Genomic DNA, 17,702 nt, shown 5'->3' with positions numbered 1-17,702 from the left:
TCAGCCGTCGATGGTGCGGTAGGTACGCGCGACCAAAGCCGATCTCAGATACCACAATCCCGTGGTCTGGCAGGGGTCGAAGCCGGTGAGTTGGGTGATGCGTTTGAGGCGGTAGTCGATGGTGTTGGTGTGTACGTGCAGGATTCGGGCCGTGCGTTGGCGGTTGAGGTTGTTGCTGATGTGGAGTTGCAATGTCTGCAGCAGTTCGGGGCTTTCGTCGAGGGGGTCCAGGAGGGTGTCGAGGTGGTCGCGGCCGGGGCCGGGGCGGGTGAGCTGGAATTCGAGTGACAGATCGTCGAAGCGGTACAGGCGGTCCTCGAGCTCGAGTCGCAGCACCATGTCGAGCAGTTCGTGCACCTGATCGGTGGCACCCGGAATCTGTTGGGGCGCAGCCTGGGTCACGGTCGCGGTGATGGGGACCTGGGCGGCGCGGGCGAGATGGGCGACGAGGGCGTCGAGTTCGTCGTCGTGCAGCGCGTCGGCCGGGATGAGGATGGTGCCGCCGTCGACGCTGAGCAGTGACAGCGCCTGCCTCGGATACCGCGAGGCCAGCTCGGCCTGGATCCGGCGCAGTTTGCGCCGCGCCACGACCTGCCCGTCGACCACCGGGCTGTGTTCGTCGGGATGCGGTGGAATCGCCACGGCCAGTACACGATACGAGTCCGCGATCTCGATCCCGCATTCCCGGGCCATGGTGGAGGTGCTGTGCCCGCCGAGCAGGGCCGAGGTGAGCGTGTGCACGGCGGTGTGATGCTCGCTGACCACCGCCCGCAGTTCGCGCACATACGACACCGACACCGCCGTGGTCATCCGATCCAGCAGCTCGACAACGAGTTTGGCGCCGTCGACAATATTGTCGTAGTCCGTCGCCGTCCAGCCGTGGGTGGCGTCCTTGCGGGTGAAATTGCCAGTGGCCCTGGTCATTACGAGATCGAGGCCGAGCTTGAACCCCTCGTGGATGGCATGGTGGATGGTATCGATCGGGATGCCTTCGCGGGCCCACCCCGCGGCGGCGTTCTCGAGCCGTTTGGTCTTCTCGGGGATGTCGCGGCCGTCGAGCATGCTCGAGGCCAGCTCCAGGCAGGTGCGGGTGATCATGGTGACGTCACCGCGCAGCGCGTCGCCGGGCAGCGTCGCACACGGCACCACGGTCTCCACGAAATGGCCGACCATGCGCCGGGACAGCTCGCGCGCGTCCTTCAGCGCCGTCGACAGCGGCGTGCCCGCCACAGCCAGCTCCGATCGAGTCGAATCGATGATCACCATCAAGAACTCCCTTCCGCCCCGATGAGGTATTCGATCCGAAGCTATCGATCACTCGATTCGCGCGGGCGGACACGCGATTACTGCGTGAATAGTCAGCAAATCGGATGGGCCCCGTCCTGTGACACCTCACAGCCGGTGAGGGCGGCTTCCAGCTGTGGCCAGGACCGATGCAGATCCTGCTGCCAGTACCCCCACGAGTGGGTGCCGGTGGGCCGGAAGTCGAAGGTCGCCGCGACCGCGGACTGCCGCAGGCGTTCCTGCAGTCGGCGGGTGCAGTCGTCGGCCAAGGTCTCGAGCGGCGAACCGAACAGCAGCTGCCAGGTCAGCTGGATCAGGTCGCCGTGCGCCGCGTCGGCGGTGTCGAGGGGCCCGGGCAGTCCGCTGCCGGTGGAGATGTAGATGGCGGTGCCGCGCAGGCGATCGGCGTGCAGGGCCGGGTCCATCGCGGCCCATTCCGGATCGCCGGGCGGACCCCACATGTTCGCGGCGTTCCCGGCCTGCCGCGCGACCACCGCGGTGACGAAGGCCTGCCCGAGCGGATCGCTGGTCGGCACACAGCCGCTGTAGGAGGCGATGGCGCGGTAGAGCCCGGGCCTGGACTCGGCCAGCTGGAAGACCGCCGTCCCGGCCATCGAGATCCCCGCGATGGCGTTGCTGCCGTTGCCGTTCAAGGCCGTATCCACGATCGGCGGCAGTTCCCGGGTCAGGAAGGTGGTCCAGCGCGGCCGTCCGAGGATCGGGTCGGCGGCGCGCCAATCGGTGAAATAGCTGCCCGCGCCGCCGATCGGGATCACCACATTGACCTGCTTGTCCGCGAAGAATCCCGCGACATCGGTTTCGTCGTACCAACTCCCGCCGACGCCACCGTTCGCGCCGTTGAGCAGATAGAGCGTGGGCGCCGGGCGGCCGGGATCGGCGGCGCGCAGCACGCGGGCCTTGATCACCGTGTTCATCGCGGCCGAATACACGTACATGTCGGAGGTATCGCCCTGCTGTGTGTCGATGTGGTCGAGATGGGAGCCGTCGGCATCGGTCGGCGTGGGTTCGGCGGTCGCCACGGTCGCGGCGCTCGCGAGCGTCAGAACGAGAAACAATGCGGCGACAAACCAGGATCGGCGGCCGGGGCGTGGGGATGCGGGCATGGGGTTCCTCCGGGTCCTCGGTTACGCGCCGCGTTCGGAAAGCACTGTGGTGGAGGTAGATTCGAGCGGCCGGTGCAGCACGGTCTCCATCGGTGGGCGGTCGGCGGGGCCGATGGCGCTGAGGTCACGCCGCCACGCCGAGCCGTCGAGCGTGAACTGGGGGAGGGGAGCGCCGGAGTCCGCGACGCCGAGGCGGTCGAGCAGCGTGGCGATGACCTGACGGCTCATGGCCGCCAATTCGTGGGTCGGTCGATTGCGGTGGATGCGGGTGCCGAGTTCCACTTCCGCGATCGCGTCCAGGCCGTGGCGTCGCCAGCAGTCGAGCAGGATGCCGATCTCCACGCCGTAGCCGGGAGCGAAGGGGATGGCGGTCAAAAGTCCTCGGGTCGCGGCGTATTCGCCGCCGAGGGGCTGCGCGAGCTCGGCCAGCGGCGGCGCGAGCGCGGCCAGCAAGGGGCGCGCCACCAGTTGCGTGACGCGGCCGCCGCCGTCCAGATCGTAGGTCGCCTCGGCGCGCAGCGGGCGGCGGTAGATGCCCTTGACCAGCCGCAGTCCCTCGTCGAACAGCAGTGGCGCGACGAGTGCGGGCACCAGCCGCGGGGTGGGCGCGACGAGGTCGGAGTCGATGAACACGATCAGATCGCCCTCGGCCACCGCCAGTGCGCGCCACAGCACTTCGCCCTTGCCGGGGCGTGGCGCGACCCCGGGCAGCGCCTCCTCCCGGGTGTAGACCGTCGCACCGGCGGCGTGGGCGCGCTCCCGGGTGTGATCGGTCGAACCGGAGTCGATCACCAGCAGCTCGTCGACCAGACCGCCCAGCAGCGGCCGGATCGATTCGACGACACCGGCGACGGTGTCCTCCTCGTTCAAGGCGGGAAGCACCACAGAGATCCGGTGATCGCCCTTGCGCCGGGCGAGTTCTGCTGTCGTCCAAGGGTGTTCGAATCGCATGGAGTCGGTGGCGGGGGTCATCGAGGGCTCCTGTCGTCGGTGTGGGCGGTGCTCACAGACCGGGATCGAACGTGTCGGTGGTCAACTCGGTCCAGAGGGCGGGCCAGGGTCGCGTCGGGTGGTCGCAGCGCCAGATGGTGACCCGGCGGTCGATGCCGGGAAAACCGAGCGGGTCGTCGAGGCGGGTGATCGGGTACGCGGACGAGAACGACCGGCGCACAGGGAGTTCCGATGCTCCGGCCGTCACGTACAGCGCGCTGGTCGCGGTCTCGGGTGGCGTCGCGAATATCGAGAAGCCCCGGTTGGGGCTGTAGACGGGTAGCGGAGCCGTGGGGAGTATGTCGAGAGCCGCTGCCTGCCAGTAGTTTTGAGTGATCACGACGGTGTGGATTCGTTGCTCGGGTGGCAACGTCCGGTACGCCGCGTCGACGGCGGCGATCAGATGGTCCCAGCCGCTGGTCCCGAACACACGCAGGCGCGAGGACAGTTCGGCCCGGGTATCGGTCGGGTGGTGTAGCTGCGAGCCGGTCAAGGGCAGCGCGCACACCACGACGATGGCCAGTACGGCGGACACTGCCGCACCGGCGACGAGCGCACCGCTGGTCACACGCGAACGTGCGGCCCGATCCGCGAGATATGTTGCCCCGGCGGCGAACAGGACGGGAAAGTACGCGGTCGCATAGTACGGTCGACCGTCCGTCGCCACCACGAACACGAGGTCCACCGCGACCGCGACAGCAACGAACCGGTAAGCGCGCCAACGAGCAACGGTGACCAGTGCCCAGCACCCGGTGAGCGCCACCGGAATGCCGAGCAGCCCGGCGAGCTGGACGAACTGAAGCGGCAACCCGGCCACCCCGCCGGTGGCGAGGCGCTGTTCCGCGCCGATGACCGCGCCCATCGCGAGTTGTGGCCAGCCGTGCCGATATTGCCACCACAGGCTCGGGGCCGCCGACAGCGCGATGACCCCGAGACCGACCCAGGCCGCGGGTCGCCGCACCAGCGTCCGCGGTCCGGCGGTGAGAAATCCGATGCCGAGCCCCACCAGCAGCACCGCGACCAGCAGCTTGACCTGAATGTCGAGCGCCACAACCACGGCCGCGGCGATCAGCATTCGGTCGCGGCCGGTGCGTACCCAGCGAATGAGCAGCCAGATCGCGGCCGCGGACAACGAGGTGTCGAAGGCGAAGGTCGACAGCGAGGCGGTCTGCACGATCAGGAACGGGCAGGTGGCGTAGGTCAGGGCCGCAGCGATCTGAGCGTTGCGGCCCCCTCCGAGTTCGCGCGCGGTGGCCGCCGTCGTGACGATGGCCGCGATCCCCGCCACGATCGCGGCGATTCGCAATACCGGCAGTGAACCCGGCGCAAGCAACTCCGCGGTGCGGGCCAGTGCCGGAACCAGCGGGCCTTGATCGACGTATCCGGCGGCGAGATGCCGTCCGGCCGACAGGAAATACAGTTCATCGCCGAAATAGTCGTAGCGCGCGCACCGCGCGAGCAGCGCCACCGCGGCGACGGCGGCGATCGACAGCGTCGGAACCGTGGCAAATCCGTTGTCCGCCCGCGTCATCGCGGCTCACCGGGTTGACGTGGCATGGCCAGGGTCAGCGCGCCCACGGCGAGGGCCAGTCCCGAGAGCACCCACAGCAACGTGCCGCACGCCGCGAGGTAGGTGTGCGCCGTGGCAGGCGAGACTGCGCCGAGCCGGGCGAAGAACAGCGAACCCAGCAGCGCCGAACCGATCGCGCTGCCGAGCTGTTGCACAGTCGGCACCAGCCCCGAGGCCGAATCGCCGACCGTGGTGGTCAACCGCGAGGTCAGCAGCGCGGGCAGCGGAGCGGCGAACCATCCCATGCCCGCCCCGGCCAGGAAGACCGGTCCGCCGAGGGTATGCGTGTCGATCCCCGCCCGGACCGGGTCGAGCGTCGACGCGATCCAGGCCAGTGACAGGCCGAACAGCACGACACCGAGGGTCAGGGCCCGAGCCCCGGTGCGGGCCACCAGAATCGGTGCGGTGACCGCCGCGGGTACCGCGCCCAGTACGAAGGGCGCCATGAGTTCCGCCGTCCGCAGCGCGGTCAGGCCCAGCCCGGTTTGGGCCGTCACCGACACGATGAGCAGGAACGCGGTGAAGATGCCGTAGAAGACCATCATCGCCACCGCCCCGACGACGAAGCCGCGGTCGGCGAAGACGGCGGGGGACACCAGCCCGGTTCCCGACCCGCGCAGCCGCCATCCGAACCAAACCAGTGCCGCCAGGCCGACCACGATCATGGCGAAAAGCACCGGGGGCCAGCCTTGTTCGCGTCCCACCGTCGTCGGGTAGAGCACGAGGAGCAGGCCCGTCGCCGACAGGAGTACGCCGGGGATGTCCAGGCGTCCGGGCGCGTGCGCCGCGCCGACGTGCAGGTAGCGGTGGGCCAGTGCGCAGGCCACCACCCCGATCGGTGCGTTGACCAGGAAGATCGCATGCCAGCCCAGTCCGAAAGGGTTGGCGGCGATGAGCATTCCGCCCGCCAACGGTCCGGCGAGACCGGCCGATCCGGCCACCGCGCCGTAGATGCCGAACGCGAGCACCCGTCGTCCCGGAGCGAAACTCGCGTTGACGATGGCCACGGTCTGGGCGGCCAGTCCGGCCGCGGCCAGCCCCTGCGCCAGCCGACCGGCGATGAGCGCGGTCACGTCCTCGACGCAGCCGCACCACAGCGACGCGGCGACGAAACCGGCCATCGAGACCAGGAAAACGATTCGGCGACCGTGGATCTCGCCGAGCCGTGCCGCGGTCAGCAGCGCACACGCGAAGGTCACGCTGTACCCGGCGACGACCAGCAACTGCGCCGAGCCGGGTGCGCGCAGATCCCGGGCCAGCACGGGCAGTGCCGTATTGACGATGGTCAGGTCCAGCATCTGCATGAAGACCGCCAGCAGACACGCCGCCAGGGCTCCCCAGGCCGCGGCGGGCGGCACGGCCCGAACGCTGGTGCCGTCGGCCGAGATCGGCGCGATCATCGCGGTGCATCGGCCGTAATCGAGGTGCACACGGCGACCAGGGTTTTGACGTACCGCTCGATCGACGCGTGCGCCTCGGGTGTATCCGGGAACAGCAGGCTCAAGGTCGTCACGTCGGGGAATCGGTTCACCCAGAGGTAGACCGCACCGGCGGCGGCATTGCTGCCGAACATGCCGCCCTTGATCTTGTCGAACATCTCGACACCGGGGATCTTGCGCACGTCGACGTAGGAGAGCATGGTCGCTGCCCACCCCGGGTCGGTGCGGATACCGGGCTCTCCGGCAACCACTTCCAGCACGCGATGCGGCGACACGTGGGTGAGGTCCTTGGCCGCGTCGCAGGCCCGGTGCGCCTTGACGACCAGCTCGGCGAACGAATCCTGTGCCGCGAGATCGAAGGCGATCGGCACCAGATTCGTGTACCAGCCGATCGACGTCTGCTCCGCCGCGATGTCGCGGGTATTGACCGGGGTCAGCGCGAAATACCGTTCCTGCTCGGCCGATTCGCGGCCGGTCAGCGCCAGCGCCGCGAACAATCCGGCCAGGAACCGCCCACCCGCCGCGGTGCACGCGTCCTCGAACCGGTCGGCGGCGGCCGCGTCGAACAGCGGGAGCGTGAGCTGCGCGCCGGAGTGGTATCCGGACCCGCCCGAGGTGCCGAGATCTACCGGCAGCGACGGCATTTCGCCGTCGTTGCGGCGCAGCAGCTCCACCCAGGTCCGCACCGGGGCGGAGTCGGGGCGCAGCTGGGCGTTGCGGGCTCGCTCGCGGGTGCAATACCGGAGATGACTGCCCGTGGGCGCGAGTTCGAGTGTCCCGCCGGACAATTCGCTCCCATACAGCATGAGCAGATCGGTACAGGTGAGCGCCTGGGCGACGCCATCGGTGTGCAGATGATCGACGGCGGCATAGACGGTGAACGAGCGCTCGTGCTCGATCACGCCGAAACCGAAGCAGTCCCAATGCAATGCGTCCGGCGTCGTCGCCTGCACCTTCGCGCGGATCTCGGCGCTGGTGTCCAGCTGCCCGTAATCGCGTGCGACCACGTCGATCGCCTCGGCGGCGACCGTGCGCCGCACCACGGATCCGTCGGGCTCGTGGGTGAACCAGCTCGCGAACGTATCGTGCCGCCGCAGGAAGCGGACGATGGCCCGCGTCATGGCCGCCGGGTCCGGCCGCTCGGGCAGCTCGAAAACGATCATGCACAGCCGCGAGGCGCGCCGGCCCGCACCCACATTGCGCAGCGTGGCCCGCAGATACTGCTCCTGCTGATAGGACGGCGGCGCGGGATGCGGTGGTGCGGCCAGCATGGCCGCGTGCGACCGCGGCGCGAGGGTCCAGCCGGTGACCCGGCCGGGCGCCGGATGCCAATCGTCGAAAAGGCCGAAGTCGACCACGAATGCCTCGATTCACAGCGGGTGTCCCGGAGCACGCTCGTTCCGGAGCCCGTAGTCAACGACACCGCGCCGACCCGGCACAGCGGGGATCGCGGAAGTCTGTGAACAATCCCAGGACTCGCTTCGGCCCACCTGCCGCGCGGGCGGCGACTGCCCGAAGACCCTTGCCGCTCAGCCGAGTTCGTCCCTACCCTGCCCGAGCGAAGGTCGATCTCGGGAGCGCACATGACGGAATACCCTGGGCAGCAGCGCTGGCGCGCGGGGCTGTGTCGTGCCGTCGCGGTACTGGTGATGGTGTGGGCGCTGCCCGCGGTCGCGGGAGCAACGGCAGCCAGCGGGCCGGGGCCGGTCTCGCTGGCCGACCTGCAGGCCGACGCGCGTCCGGCCGACGACGGCTCCCATCTCGTCGACGCTGCCGACGCCGCGGGCGGCATGGTCGACCTGCGCGTGTACTCGGCGGCCATGGACACCGTCATCACGACGAAAGTCCTTCGCGCACCGGATGGTTCGGCGCCCGCGCCGGTGCTGTATCTGCTGAACGGGGCCAATGGCGGCCTCGATCGCAGCAGCTGGTTCGAGCAGACGGATATCGCAGATTTCTTTGCCGACAAGCAGGTCACCGTCGCGATTCCCCTTGGCGGGCGCGGCAGCTACTTCACCGACTGGCGCGCCGACGACCCGATCCTGGGCCGCCAGCGCTGGACCACCTTTCTGACCCGGGAGTTGCCACCGATCATCGACTCGGCGCTGCACGGGTCGGGAGCCGATGCCATCGCGGGGATTTCGATGGCGGGCACCTCTGTCTTCCAACTCGCGCTGGCCGCACCCGGCCGCTACCGGGCCATCGGTTCCTACAGCGGCTGCGCGAGCACGAGTGATCTCCAAGGCCAGGCCATCGTGAGCGCCGTCGTCGCCCGCTGGGCAGGCAACGTCCTCAATATGTGGGGCCCACTCGACGACCCCGCATGGCGTGCGGCCGACCCGTACCTGCAGGCAGACCGCCTGCGTGGCACCGCGATCTACGTCTCCACCGGAACCGGGCTACCGGGCCCCCTCGACACCCCCGACGGCCCCGGCATTCGCGGCGATGCGTCGAAACTGCTCGGCCAGCTGACATCCGGCGTCGTCCTCGAAGCCATCACCCACCAATGCGCCCTCGCCCTACAGGCCCGTCTCAGCGCACTCGACGTCCCCGCCACCTTCGACCTGCGACCGCTCGGCACCCACTCCTGGGGTTACTGGCAACAGGACCTCCACAACTCCTGGCCACTCTTCGCGCACGCCCTCGAAAACTGACTCCCGGTTACGAATCCGCAATTTCGGACGGGATCAGGCGTGCTCTCCGCAGCCTCGGACCCGAACGATGATCGCCGCCGAATCTGCGTATTCGTCCTGTTCAGCATGTGTTTCGGCGCACGGTTCAATACCGGCTGTCCGGGATTTTTTGGCGTAGGGTCGGCGCCATGCGATTGAGCACCCGTAACCAACTGGATGGAACTGTCACCGCGATCACCCTGGGCGAGGCCATGGCCGTCGTCCGCGTCCGCCTCAACGGCGGCGACGAGGTGACCTCGTCGATCACCCGCGCAGCGGCGGAGGATCTCGGCCTCGCCGAAGGGTCGGCGGTCAAGGTCCTCGTCAAGTCCACCGAGGTCACCCTCGGCGTCGAGTAACCCAACAGCAATCCGTCGCCGTGCCCACCGAACCCGGTAGGCACGGCGTCGCTGTTTTCCGCCCCGCGACCGGCTCGTTCTGAGTCGGCGGCGACTCATTTCGGTTGGGCGGCACCGAGATCGACGACGCGGAGGTCGACGAGGTTGTTGACGTAACGGCCGCCCTTGGCATCGCCGGGGACTACCAGGCGGCCGTTGCCGGGGTTGTCGATGCAGGGCCGGTACCGGTCGTCGATGAGCATGCGGAGATTGCCGTCATCGCGAGTCCGGCGATTATGGTCACTGCCAGCCGACGCACGTTGGTCATGGTGTGGAGCCTATCTTCCGGTAGTGGATGGCCCACCACACCTCTGCGCCGATGTGGGCGCGGCGTAGGTCGCAGGCGGTGAGGTGTTCGAAGCGGCCTATGCGGTAGCGAACGGTGTTGGGGTGCACGATGAGTCGTTGGGCGGTGGGCTCGATGCGGAGGCCGGTGTCGAGGTAGCACTCGACGGTTTGGGTGAGGATGGTGGCGGCTTCGCCGTGGCCGAGGGGGGTGAGGTAGCGGCGGGAGAGTTCGGCGCCGAGGTCGGGGTCGGCGAGGACGGCGGGGAGGAGGCCGAGGTCGTCGAAATCGCGCGGGCCGGTGTGGCCGAAGGTGTGGGCGGTGGTGAGGGTGCGGCTGGCCAGGCGGAAGGAATGGTCGAGGTGTTCGGGGCGGGTGGGTGGGCCGAAGCCGATCGGGAACGATAGGGCGAGAAGGGGTTTGCGGTCGGTGAGTCCGGCGAGGTCGCCGTCGACGGTGGTGAGGGCGAAGGGGCGCAGGTGGCGGACCAGGTCGGCGGGGAAGAGGTCGGCGCTGGCGTGGGTGCGGAAGGCGCGGTAGTCGCGGTCGACGTCGAGGCCGTAGGCGGGGGCGCGTTGGCGGAGGTCGGTGGCGGTGAGCGTGCCGAGCAGGAGGGCGCGGGTGAAGTCGGCGCGATCCTGCCGATCGCGGCCCGCGCGTTCGAGTTCCACCTCCCGGTGACCGGTGGAGAACGCCAGAATGGCGCTGTCGACGAGGTCGAGCGTCTCCCTGGTGAGTTCGAGTAGCAGGCGGTCGTCGGCCCCGGAATCTGGTGCGACACTGCCGAATTCGTCGAGCAGTCGGCGGATCGACATGCGCCAGGCGCGCAGCACGCCCTCCAGGGAGATGCGCTGGTGCGCCCGCAGCCGCCCGTACTCGGCGAAGGCCGCCACTTCCGCCGCGCTCGGGTCCCGTGTCTCGCTCAGCGCGTCCAGGAGGTGTTGCAGCATCGCGGTGGTGGTGGGAATGAGGTCCGCCGGGTCCGTGCCCTCATAGTCGGGGATCTCCGCGACAGCCTGGCGCGCGATGTCGTCGGCCAGTCGGGCGCGATCCGCGCGGACCCGCTCGAGCAGCTGCTGTCGAGGCGAAGGGAGGCGGGTACGCGATGTCATCTCGTCCACGACGATACGACGCCGGTTTGGAGAAGCCAACAAACCCGGTGCCGCGGAGTTCGGAGCGCATTCCATGGCCTGGGGGAATGCCAGCCACGAGACTCATCGGGTGTAACCCACGCCACCCTGTTCGTAGATCGGCACAAGGACTCCCATGTACCTCACCCAGGGCCTGCACCGAGCCGTGCAGCAGCACCCCGACGGCGTCATGACCATCTGCGGTGCGCGCACCCGCACCTTCGCCGAGGTCGCCGATCGCGTCGCGCGCCTGGCCGGGGCGCTGCGCGCGGCCGGTGTCGGCGACGGCGATCGGGTGGCCATCCTGGCGTTGAACTCCGACCGCTACAGCGAGTACCTGCTGGCGGTGCCGTGGGCGGATGCGGTGCTGAACCCGATCAACATTCGCTGGAGCCCCGCCGAAATCGCCTACTCCCTGGTGGATTCCGATACCGCCGTCCTGCTGGTGGACGATGCGTTCGCGCCCATGCTGCCCGCGATCCGCGCGGCCACGCCGAACCTGCGCACCGTGATCCACTGTGGTGACGGCCCGGTCCCCGACGGCATGCTGTCCTACGAGGAACTGGTGTCCACGACGCCGCTGATCCCCGATGCCCGACGCGGCGGAGAGCAACTGGCGGGCATCTTCTACACCGGCGGCACCACCGGACATCCCAAGGGCGTCATGCTCAGTCACGCGAATCTGGCGGTGTCGGCCCTGGGCGCGACATCGAGCGGATTCCTGTTCGAGCCCGGTCAGTGTTTCCTGCACGCCGCACCCATGTTCCACCTGGCCGACCTCGCGGGCTGGTACGGCCAACTGCTGCTGGGCAATACCCACGTGATGATCCCGGCATTCGATCCCGTCGCGACCATGCGGGCGATCGCGGCGCACGCGGTCAACCAGACCGTGCTGGTGCCGGTGATGATCCAGATGCTCGTCGATCACCCCGAGATTGCCGAGCACGACCTGTCGAGTCTGCGCATGATCATGTACGGCGCGTCCCCGATTCCCGCGGCCGTACTGGAGCGGGCCATGAAAGTCTTTCCGGCAGCGGGCTTCTGCCAGGCGTACGGCATGACCGAGCTCGCCCCGGTCGCCACCCTGCTCAGCCCGGCCGATCACCTGGCCGGGCGGCTGCGTTCGGCGGGGCGCGCGGTACCGCACGCCGAGGTACGCGTCGTCGACGCGGACGGCGAGGAGGTCGCACCCGGTTCGGTCGGTGAGATCGTGGTGCGCGGCGGGCACGTGATGCTCGGGTACTGGAACCGTCCGGCGGAGACCGCGGCGACCGTCCGCTCCGGCTGGATGCACACCGGCGACGGCGGCTACCTCGACGAGCAGGGCTACCTCTACATCGTCGACCGGGTGAAGGACATGATCGTCAGCGGCGGCGAGAACGTGTATTCGGCCGAGGTGGAGAACGCGCTCGCCGCGCATCCCGCGGTCGCGGCCTGCGCGGTCATCGGTGTGCCCGACCAGGATTGGGGCGAACGGGTGCACGCGGTGCTCGTCTGCCACCCCGGGCACACGGTCGCGCTGGGGGAGATCCGCGACCACGTGAAGGAGCGCATCGCCGGTTACAAGGCCCCGCGCAGCCTCGAGGTCGTCGATGCCCTGCCGGTGTCGGGTGCGGGCAAGATCCTCAAACGTGAACTCCGCAAGCAGTATTGGGGCGACAGCGACCGTCAGGTGCACTGACGCCAACTTTTTGTCTCTTGCTTCCGCTATATCTAAAGACATATCTTTGGAGCCGTGAGTCCACGACGTTCCGACTTCGGACCGGGACCGGCCGTGGGGCGGTTCTTCGGCCCGGGGGAGTTGCGCCTGGCGCTGCTGGCCTTGATCGCCGAGCAGCCCGGGCACGGCTACGAACTGATGTCGCGGTTGGAGGATCGCTGCGCGGGGGTCTACCGGCCCAGCGCGGGAGCGGTGTACCCGACCCTGCAGCAGCTCGAGGACGAGGGCCTGGTCGAACTCGAAATCGTCAGCAGCCGCAAGGTTTTCCACGCCACCCAGGCGGGGCACGGCGAGGTCGAGACGCAGGGCGAGCAGCTGGACCGGATCTGGGCGCGGGCCACCGAGCGCGGTGAATGGGGCGCGTTCCGCGACCCCTACGCCGCCGAGATCGCCGGTCCCGCACTGCGTCTGTTCAAGACCGCGGTCAAGGCGATCGTGCACTCACACGGTGATCCGCAGGTGATCGGGGAGGTGCGTGAGGTGCTGGTCAAGGCCACCCGGGAGTTGGCGCAACTCGCCGTCGACGTGCAGCACCAGCATCGCGAGCAGCACCGACAACAACGTCGGCAACGCGGCCGACGCCCGAAGTGACCGTTGCCCGGCACTCCCGAAGTTCGAAGGTATTCCCATGGCGCACATCGACAATTCCGCCACCTCCCCCGCTCCCGCCCGCGGCCTGCAGGGCCGCGTCCTCGACCGATTCTTCCGCACCGGCGAAGTCCTCGAGACCGAGCGCGTCGCCGCCCGCATGACCCGCGTCCGCATCGGCGTCGCCGACACCCGCGGCCTGGCCTGCCTGCCGGGCCAGCAGATCCGCATCGCCACCGGCGACCCGTCCGCGGACTGGCTGCTGTCGCGCATCGGCGATCTGCGCACCTATTCGGTGTGGGATCACGACCCCGAGGCGGGCTGGCTGGACCTGTGCCTGCTCGATCACGGCGACGGCCCCGGCGCACGCTGGGGCCGCACCGTCACCCCGGGTCAGCTGGTCCAATTCCGGCCTCCGGAGGGGTCTTTCATCCTGCACCCGAACGCCGACTACCACCTGTTCGCGGGTGAGGAGACCGCCGCGGTCGCCTTCGGCGCCATGTTGCGCGCGATCCCGGCCGAGGTGCCCGTCTTCGGTGCGATCGAAACCGCCACGCCCGAGGACCGCCTGCCGCTGCCGCGCCACACTGAGCTGTCACACCCGTTGCGCGGCAACGCTTCTGCCGCATCCTCGGCAACCCTACTGGCCGCCGTTACCGACTTGAACCTGCCCGACCGGCCCGGCATCGCCTATCTGGCCGGCGAGGCGCGCACCATCCAGTTCATCACCAAATACCTGATGCGCGAACGCAACTGGCCGCGCCGCTCGATCGTCACGAAGCCGTTCTGGACGCCGGGCAAACGCGGCATGGAGTAACGGCCGCTAGGTGCTGACCGGGCTGCCGCGCTTACCCAGCACCCGCTGCACGAGGTGCAGGATCTCCTCGAGTTGAGCGCGGTACACCAGCCGCAGCACACCGACACCGACGGCGAGCGCGAATACCGTTCCTGCACACAGGATCGCGAAGTTGTGGCCGTGCAGCACCAGCGCGACCGCCGCGTATGCGGCGGCCACCCAGCAGGCAATGTGTAGGCCGGGGATCAGCAGCGCGAATTGTTCGCGTGCGCCCACCCCGGCCGCTCGCCGCCGCACCAGCCACTCGACCGGGACCAGGGCCACGGTCGCGGCGCTGTAGCCGATGGCGACGCCCAGTGGGCCGAACGGTAGACCCGCCACGATGCCGCCGATCGAGACCACCGTGCACAGGATCGCGTAGTGCAACTGCAGCTTCGCGTAGCCCAGGCCCAGCATCACCGGGATCGTGGACGGCTGGTAGATCGCCTGCAGCGCACCGGCCATCGCCAGCACCCGGATGATGGGAATGGCGGGTGCCCAGGCGGATCCGAAGACGAGCTGGATGAGCTGGGGCGCGGCAATGGCGACCAGCGCCATACCGGGCAGGGCGAGCAGCGCCATGAACCGGGTCGCCCGCGCCAGTTCCGCGCGCAGGGCGGGGAGATCGTCGGCGAGCCGGGCGAACAGCGGGAACAGCACCGAGCCGATGCTCTGCACACCCAACTGGACCGGCAACAGCAGCAGCCGGTAGGCCAGCGCGTAGAACGCCAGCGACTGTGCGCCCTGGAAGCGGCCGATGAGCAGGTTGTCGGCATTGCGGGCGAGCGAATTGAGCAGTACCGCACCGGCGAACGCGCGCCAGGAGAACCCGGCGATCTCGCGCAGTCGCCCCAGCCGCAGGTTCGGCCACGAGCCCGCGGCCGCGATCAGCATGACCGCGATGACCACATCGGTGGTGACGAGCTGGGCCACCAGCGCCCAGTAGGTGCCGCCCGCGAGCACCACCGCGAGTCCGACCGCGCCGCCGAGCAGGGCGGAGGTGATGTCGGCGATGCCGTTCTTGCGGAACTCCATCTCGCGCCACAACATCGCGCGGGGCGTGATCGACGCGGCCCGCACGATCAGGCTGGGGGCGATCGCGATCAGCACCCACTTCAGGTCCGGGGTGTGCATGAACGCCGCCCAGGCCGGCGCGACGGCGACGGTGATGACGGCCAGGACCGCGCCGACGCCGATATTGATCGTCATCGTCGCACCGGGCATGTACCGGTCGAGCGTCGGCCGCTGGATCAACGCGCTGGCGAAACCCTGGTCCAGCAGCAGACTCAGGATGCCCAGGTACACCGTGGCCTGTGCGACGATGCCGAACGCGTCCGGCCCGATCAGGCGCGCCAGCAGCACCGTGAACCCGGTGCGCGCGATCTCGCGCCCCACCATCGACACACTGCTCCAGCGCACGCCCGAAGACAGGCCCTTGTCTCCAGTGGGCGAGTTCACGTCGGCCGCAGGCGGTTTCGTGTCGGGCACGGGTGATTCGATGTCGGGTACCGGCGGTTCGACATCGGGGAGGGGTGTCTGCACGGCGGCCACCGTCGTTCTCTCGTCGGGCGGAGGCGGGGTGCCGTCCGGCGCGGGTGGTCGTCGCCACGGCACGGCGAGCCTGCCCGGCCCCGGCAGCGGAATCGAATAGGTCGACCACAGCAGCGCGAAGCCGATGAAGAACAGCAGCGTCGCCTGCTGGTAGTAGAAGAGGTCGAAGGTGGTGCTGGACATCAGGATCGCGGCCACCACCGCGCCGAGCACGTACGCCTGCTCGCGTTCGCGGGCGGTGCGCGCCGCGCGCAGGCTGGCCGATATCCCGAAGATCGCGCCGCCGCTGAGCACGATCATGGCGGCGATCCCGACCGCCCCGCCCTGCACGACCGTCTGCAGCCATTCGTTGTCCAGCAGATGCGGCTGCCCGCCGAGCCCGAGCCCGAAATACGGGTGGTCGTGGAAGATCTGCGAGACCCCCGCGTAATCCTCGGTGCGGTGCTTGATGCTCGGATCGTCGGCGGACCCGATGATGGTCCGCCACAGCGCGTCCACGACGGTCGGGAAGATGACGATGTACGCGCCGATCGCGATCACCAGCGCGACGAGGGCGGTCACGATGACGCGGACCCGGAAGAAGAACATATAGAGCAGCAGCGCGACGGCCAGCGAGATCACCCCGGATCGGGAGACCGCCGCGGGCATGGCCGCCAGCCCGAGCAGTGCGCCCAGCCCCGCGAGGATCCGCACGCCGGTGCGTCGGGCATTGCGCGCGAAGTAGATTCCCAGCGGCACCGCCGCCACCGCCAGCACCGAGAATTCGATGGCGTGCTGTGCGGTGCCGATGACGCGTTTGGCGCCGATGCGTTCGGTGAGGGTGAGGTCCTCGGCATTGACGATGAAACCCGGTGGCTTGAACAGGAACCGGAGGTCCAGCGAGCTGACGCCCTGCAGCAGCCCGACCGCGCATTCGAAGGAGAGCCCGATCAGCAGCGCGCCGAGTACGAAATCGCGGTCCCGGCTGGTCTTTATCCTGGTGAACACATACAGCGCGGCACCCATATTGGCGACCAGGGCGATGATGGCGCGGGCCTTGGCCGCCTGGATCAGGGGGTCGTCGATGTGCAGCAGCCCGAGCCCGTAGATCATCACCCAGGTGAAGAAGTAGGCGAGCAACACCACCACACCGGGATTGAACCGCCGTTCGCGCCCCTCGCGGCGGTTGGCCAGGAAGCCCAGCACGACGAGCCCGAACAGCATGACCGCGAGCACCTTGGCCGGTGCGCCATTGCTTTTCAGGGGTCCGCCGGGAATGACATAGGCCGGGAGCACCGGGATCAGCACGCACAGGACGGCCAGCGTCCACGGTTTCGCTTCCTGCCGCCGCTCACCGACGCCGGATCGTGCGGCGACGACTTCGGCGGTACTCACATCGACGTCGCAGCCCGGTTGTTGGTGGACACCGGTTCACCCGTGCCGATCGGGCCCGGCGCTTCGGGGTGGCGGCGCTTGCGCCCCAGGCGAGCGAGCGCCACATCGAGCAGGACGGCAACCAGGATGGACAGGCCGACCCCGCCACCGACCACCGAAATGGTCGAGCGGGTGCGCGACGGCAGCGCCGCGACGGGAGTGCTGGGCGGTTGCACGGTGAACGACGAGACCATCTGATCCTCGGGCACCTGGGCGTTCTGCTGCAGCGCGTGCAGCGTCGTATCCGCCTGTGCCGTCACGAGTTCCAAGGTCTTGGCGGTGGCCTGCGGGTCGGTGGAGGTCTCCTCGAGCATGACCAGCGGGATCTGCGGGGAGCCGGTGACGGTGGGGAAGATGCGGGCGACGTAGTTGGGTTGACCGCCCCCGGCGACGACCTTGTCGACGACCGCGGGCTGGCGCAGGCCCAGCGCCGCGAGGTTGGCCAGCAGCGTTGCGCCGCCGACGTCCAGCAGGCCGTTGCGGCGCACCGGCTCGCCGGCGGGGGCGGTGTCGATGCGGTAACTCGGTGGGGCGAAACCGATGACGGCATTGGCGTAGTAGACCGGCTTGGCCGCGGCGTAGGTGTGCTTGCCGTAGAGCAGGCACAGCACCAGCAACGGCAGGATCACGTACCAGCGGCGGGCACACGAGCGCGCGACATCGAACAAATCCACGTCAACTTCCCCCTTCGAACATCGCGAA

Annotated in this window: 15 protein-coding genes; 5 read left to right on the top strand and 10 right to left on the bottom strand. The window is 69.0% G+C overall.

What is annotated here, in order from left to right; genetic code table 11:
- From ACYVN4_RS44285 to ACYVN4_RS44260, 6 genes are all read right to left on the bottom strand, one after another.
- On the bottom strand, window positions 1-1,266 hold the full coding sequence (locus ACYVN4_RS44285) for a PucR family transcriptional regulator (RefSeq protein WP_460730168.1): 1,266 nt from the start codon (window positions 1,264-1,266) through the stop codon (window positions 1-3).
- A gap of 92 nt (window positions 1,267-1,358) precedes the next feature.
- Window positions 1,359-2,408: an alpha/beta hydrolase gene (locus tag ACYVN4_RS44280; RefSeq protein WP_460730166.1), complete on the bottom strand. Its 1,050-nt coding sequence runs from the start codon at window positions 2,406-2,408 to the stop codon at window positions 1,359-1,361.
- A 21-nt stretch (window positions 2,409-2,429) separates the two neighbouring features.
- Window positions 2,430-3,380: a glucosyl-3-phosphoglycerate synthase gene (locus tag ACYVN4_RS44275; protein WP_460730164.1), complete on the bottom strand. Its 951-nt coding sequence runs from the start codon at window positions 3,378-3,380 to the stop codon at window positions 2,430-2,432.
- 31 nt (window positions 3,381-3,411) lie between these two features.
- Window positions 3,412-4,929, bottom strand: a complete 1,518-nt coding sequence (locus ACYVN4_RS44270; RefSeq protein ID WP_460730162.1) for a glycosyltransferase family 39 protein — start codon at window positions 4,927-4,929, stop codon at window positions 3,412-3,414.
- Complete coding sequence (locus ACYVN4_RS44265; RefSeq protein WP_460730160.1) at window positions 4,926-6,368, bottom strand: MFS transporter; 1,443 nt, start codon at window positions 6,366-6,368, stop codon at window positions 4,926-4,928. Before ACYVN4_RS44265 ends, ACYVN4_RS44270 begins: the two co-directional genes overlap by 4 nt.
- Window positions 6,365-7,765 carry a condensation domain-containing protein gene (locus ACYVN4_RS44260; RefSeq protein WP_460730158.1) on the bottom strand — a complete coding sequence of 467 codons (1,401 nt, stop codon included), beginning with the start codon at window positions 7,763-7,765 and terminating at the stop codon, window positions 6,365-6,367. Before ACYVN4_RS44260 ends, ACYVN4_RS44265 begins: the two co-directional genes overlap by 4 nt.
- Before the next feature lie 225 nt (window positions 7,766-7,990).
- Here ACYVN4_RS44260 and ACYVN4_RS44255 point away from each other — a divergent pair, with 225 nt between their 5' ends.
- Both ACYVN4_RS44255 and ACYVN4_RS44250 read left to right on the top strand, forming a co-directional pair.
- Window positions 7,991-9,061 carry an alpha/beta hydrolase gene (locus ACYVN4_RS44255; RefSeq protein WP_460730156.1) on the top strand — a complete coding sequence of 357 codons (1,071 nt, stop codon included), beginning with the start codon at window positions 7,991-7,993 and terminating at the stop codon, window positions 9,059-9,061.
- A gap of 167 nt (window positions 9,062-9,228) precedes the next feature.
- Window positions 9,229-9,438, top strand: coding sequence for a TOBE domain-containing protein (locus ACYVN4_RS44250; RefSeq protein WP_460730154.1), 210 nt, complete (start codon window positions 9,229-9,231; stop codon window positions 9,436-9,438).
- Between the two features lie 95 nt (window positions 9,439-9,533).
- On the opposite strand, the gene ACYVN4_RS44245 is transcribed toward ACYVN4_RS44250, so the two are convergent.
- On the bottom strand, window positions 9,534-9,680 hold the full coding sequence (locus ACYVN4_RS44245; RefSeq protein WP_460730152.1) for a hypothetical protein: 147 nt from the start codon (window positions 9,678-9,680) through the stop codon (window positions 9,534-9,536).
- Window positions 9,681-9,741: 61 nt separating this feature from the next.
- Window positions 9,742-10,875: a PucR family transcriptional regulator gene (locus ACYVN4_RS44240; RefSeq protein ID WP_460730150.1), complete on the bottom strand. Its 1,134-nt coding sequence runs from the start codon at window positions 10,873-10,875 to the stop codon at window positions 9,742-9,744.
- A 154-nt stretch (window positions 10,876-11,029) separates the two neighbouring features.
- On the opposite strand from ACYVN4_RS44240, the gene ACYVN4_RS44235 reads away from it, so the two are divergent.
- From ACYVN4_RS44235 to ACYVN4_RS44225, 3 genes are read left to right on the top strand one after another with little or no spacing between them, the layout of a single operon-like run.
- A complete protein-coding gene (locus ACYVN4_RS44235; protein ID WP_460730148.1) occupies window positions 11,030-12,574 on the top strand; it encodes an acyl-CoA synthetase in 1,545 nt (514 codons plus the stop codon).
- A 54-nt stretch (window positions 12,575-12,628) separates the two neighbouring features.
- Window positions 12,629-13,204, top strand: a complete 576-nt coding sequence (locus ACYVN4_RS44230; protein WP_460730146.1) for a PadR family transcriptional regulator — start codon at window positions 12,629-12,631, stop codon at window positions 13,202-13,204.
- Between the two features lie 37 nt (window positions 13,205-13,241).
- Entirely contained in the window at window positions 13,242-14,018 is a 777-nt protein-coding gene (locus ACYVN4_RS44225; protein ID WP_460730144.1) for a siderophore-interacting protein, read from the top strand.
- Between the two features lie 6 nt (window positions 14,019-14,024).
- On the opposite strand, the gene ACYVN4_RS44220 is transcribed toward ACYVN4_RS44225, so the two are convergent.
- Window positions 14,025-16,961, bottom strand: a complete 2,937-nt coding sequence (locus ACYVN4_RS44220) for an oligosaccharide flippase family protein (RefSeq protein WP_460730143.1) — start codon at window positions 16,959-16,961, stop codon at window positions 14,025-14,027.
- On the bottom strand, window positions 16,958-17,674 hold the full coding sequence (locus tag ACYVN4_RS44215) for a hypothetical protein (protein ID WP_460730141.1): 717 nt from the start codon (window positions 17,672-17,674) through the stop codon (window positions 16,958-16,960). The genes ACYVN4_RS44220 and ACYVN4_RS44215 overlap by 4 nt, the downstream gene beginning before the upstream one ends.
- Window positions 17,675-17,702 lie beyond the last annotated feature (28 nt).

The sequence above is a fragment of the Nocardia heshunensis genome (assembly GCF_054782115.1).
This window is presented reverse-complemented; position numbering and strand designations above follow the sequence as displayed.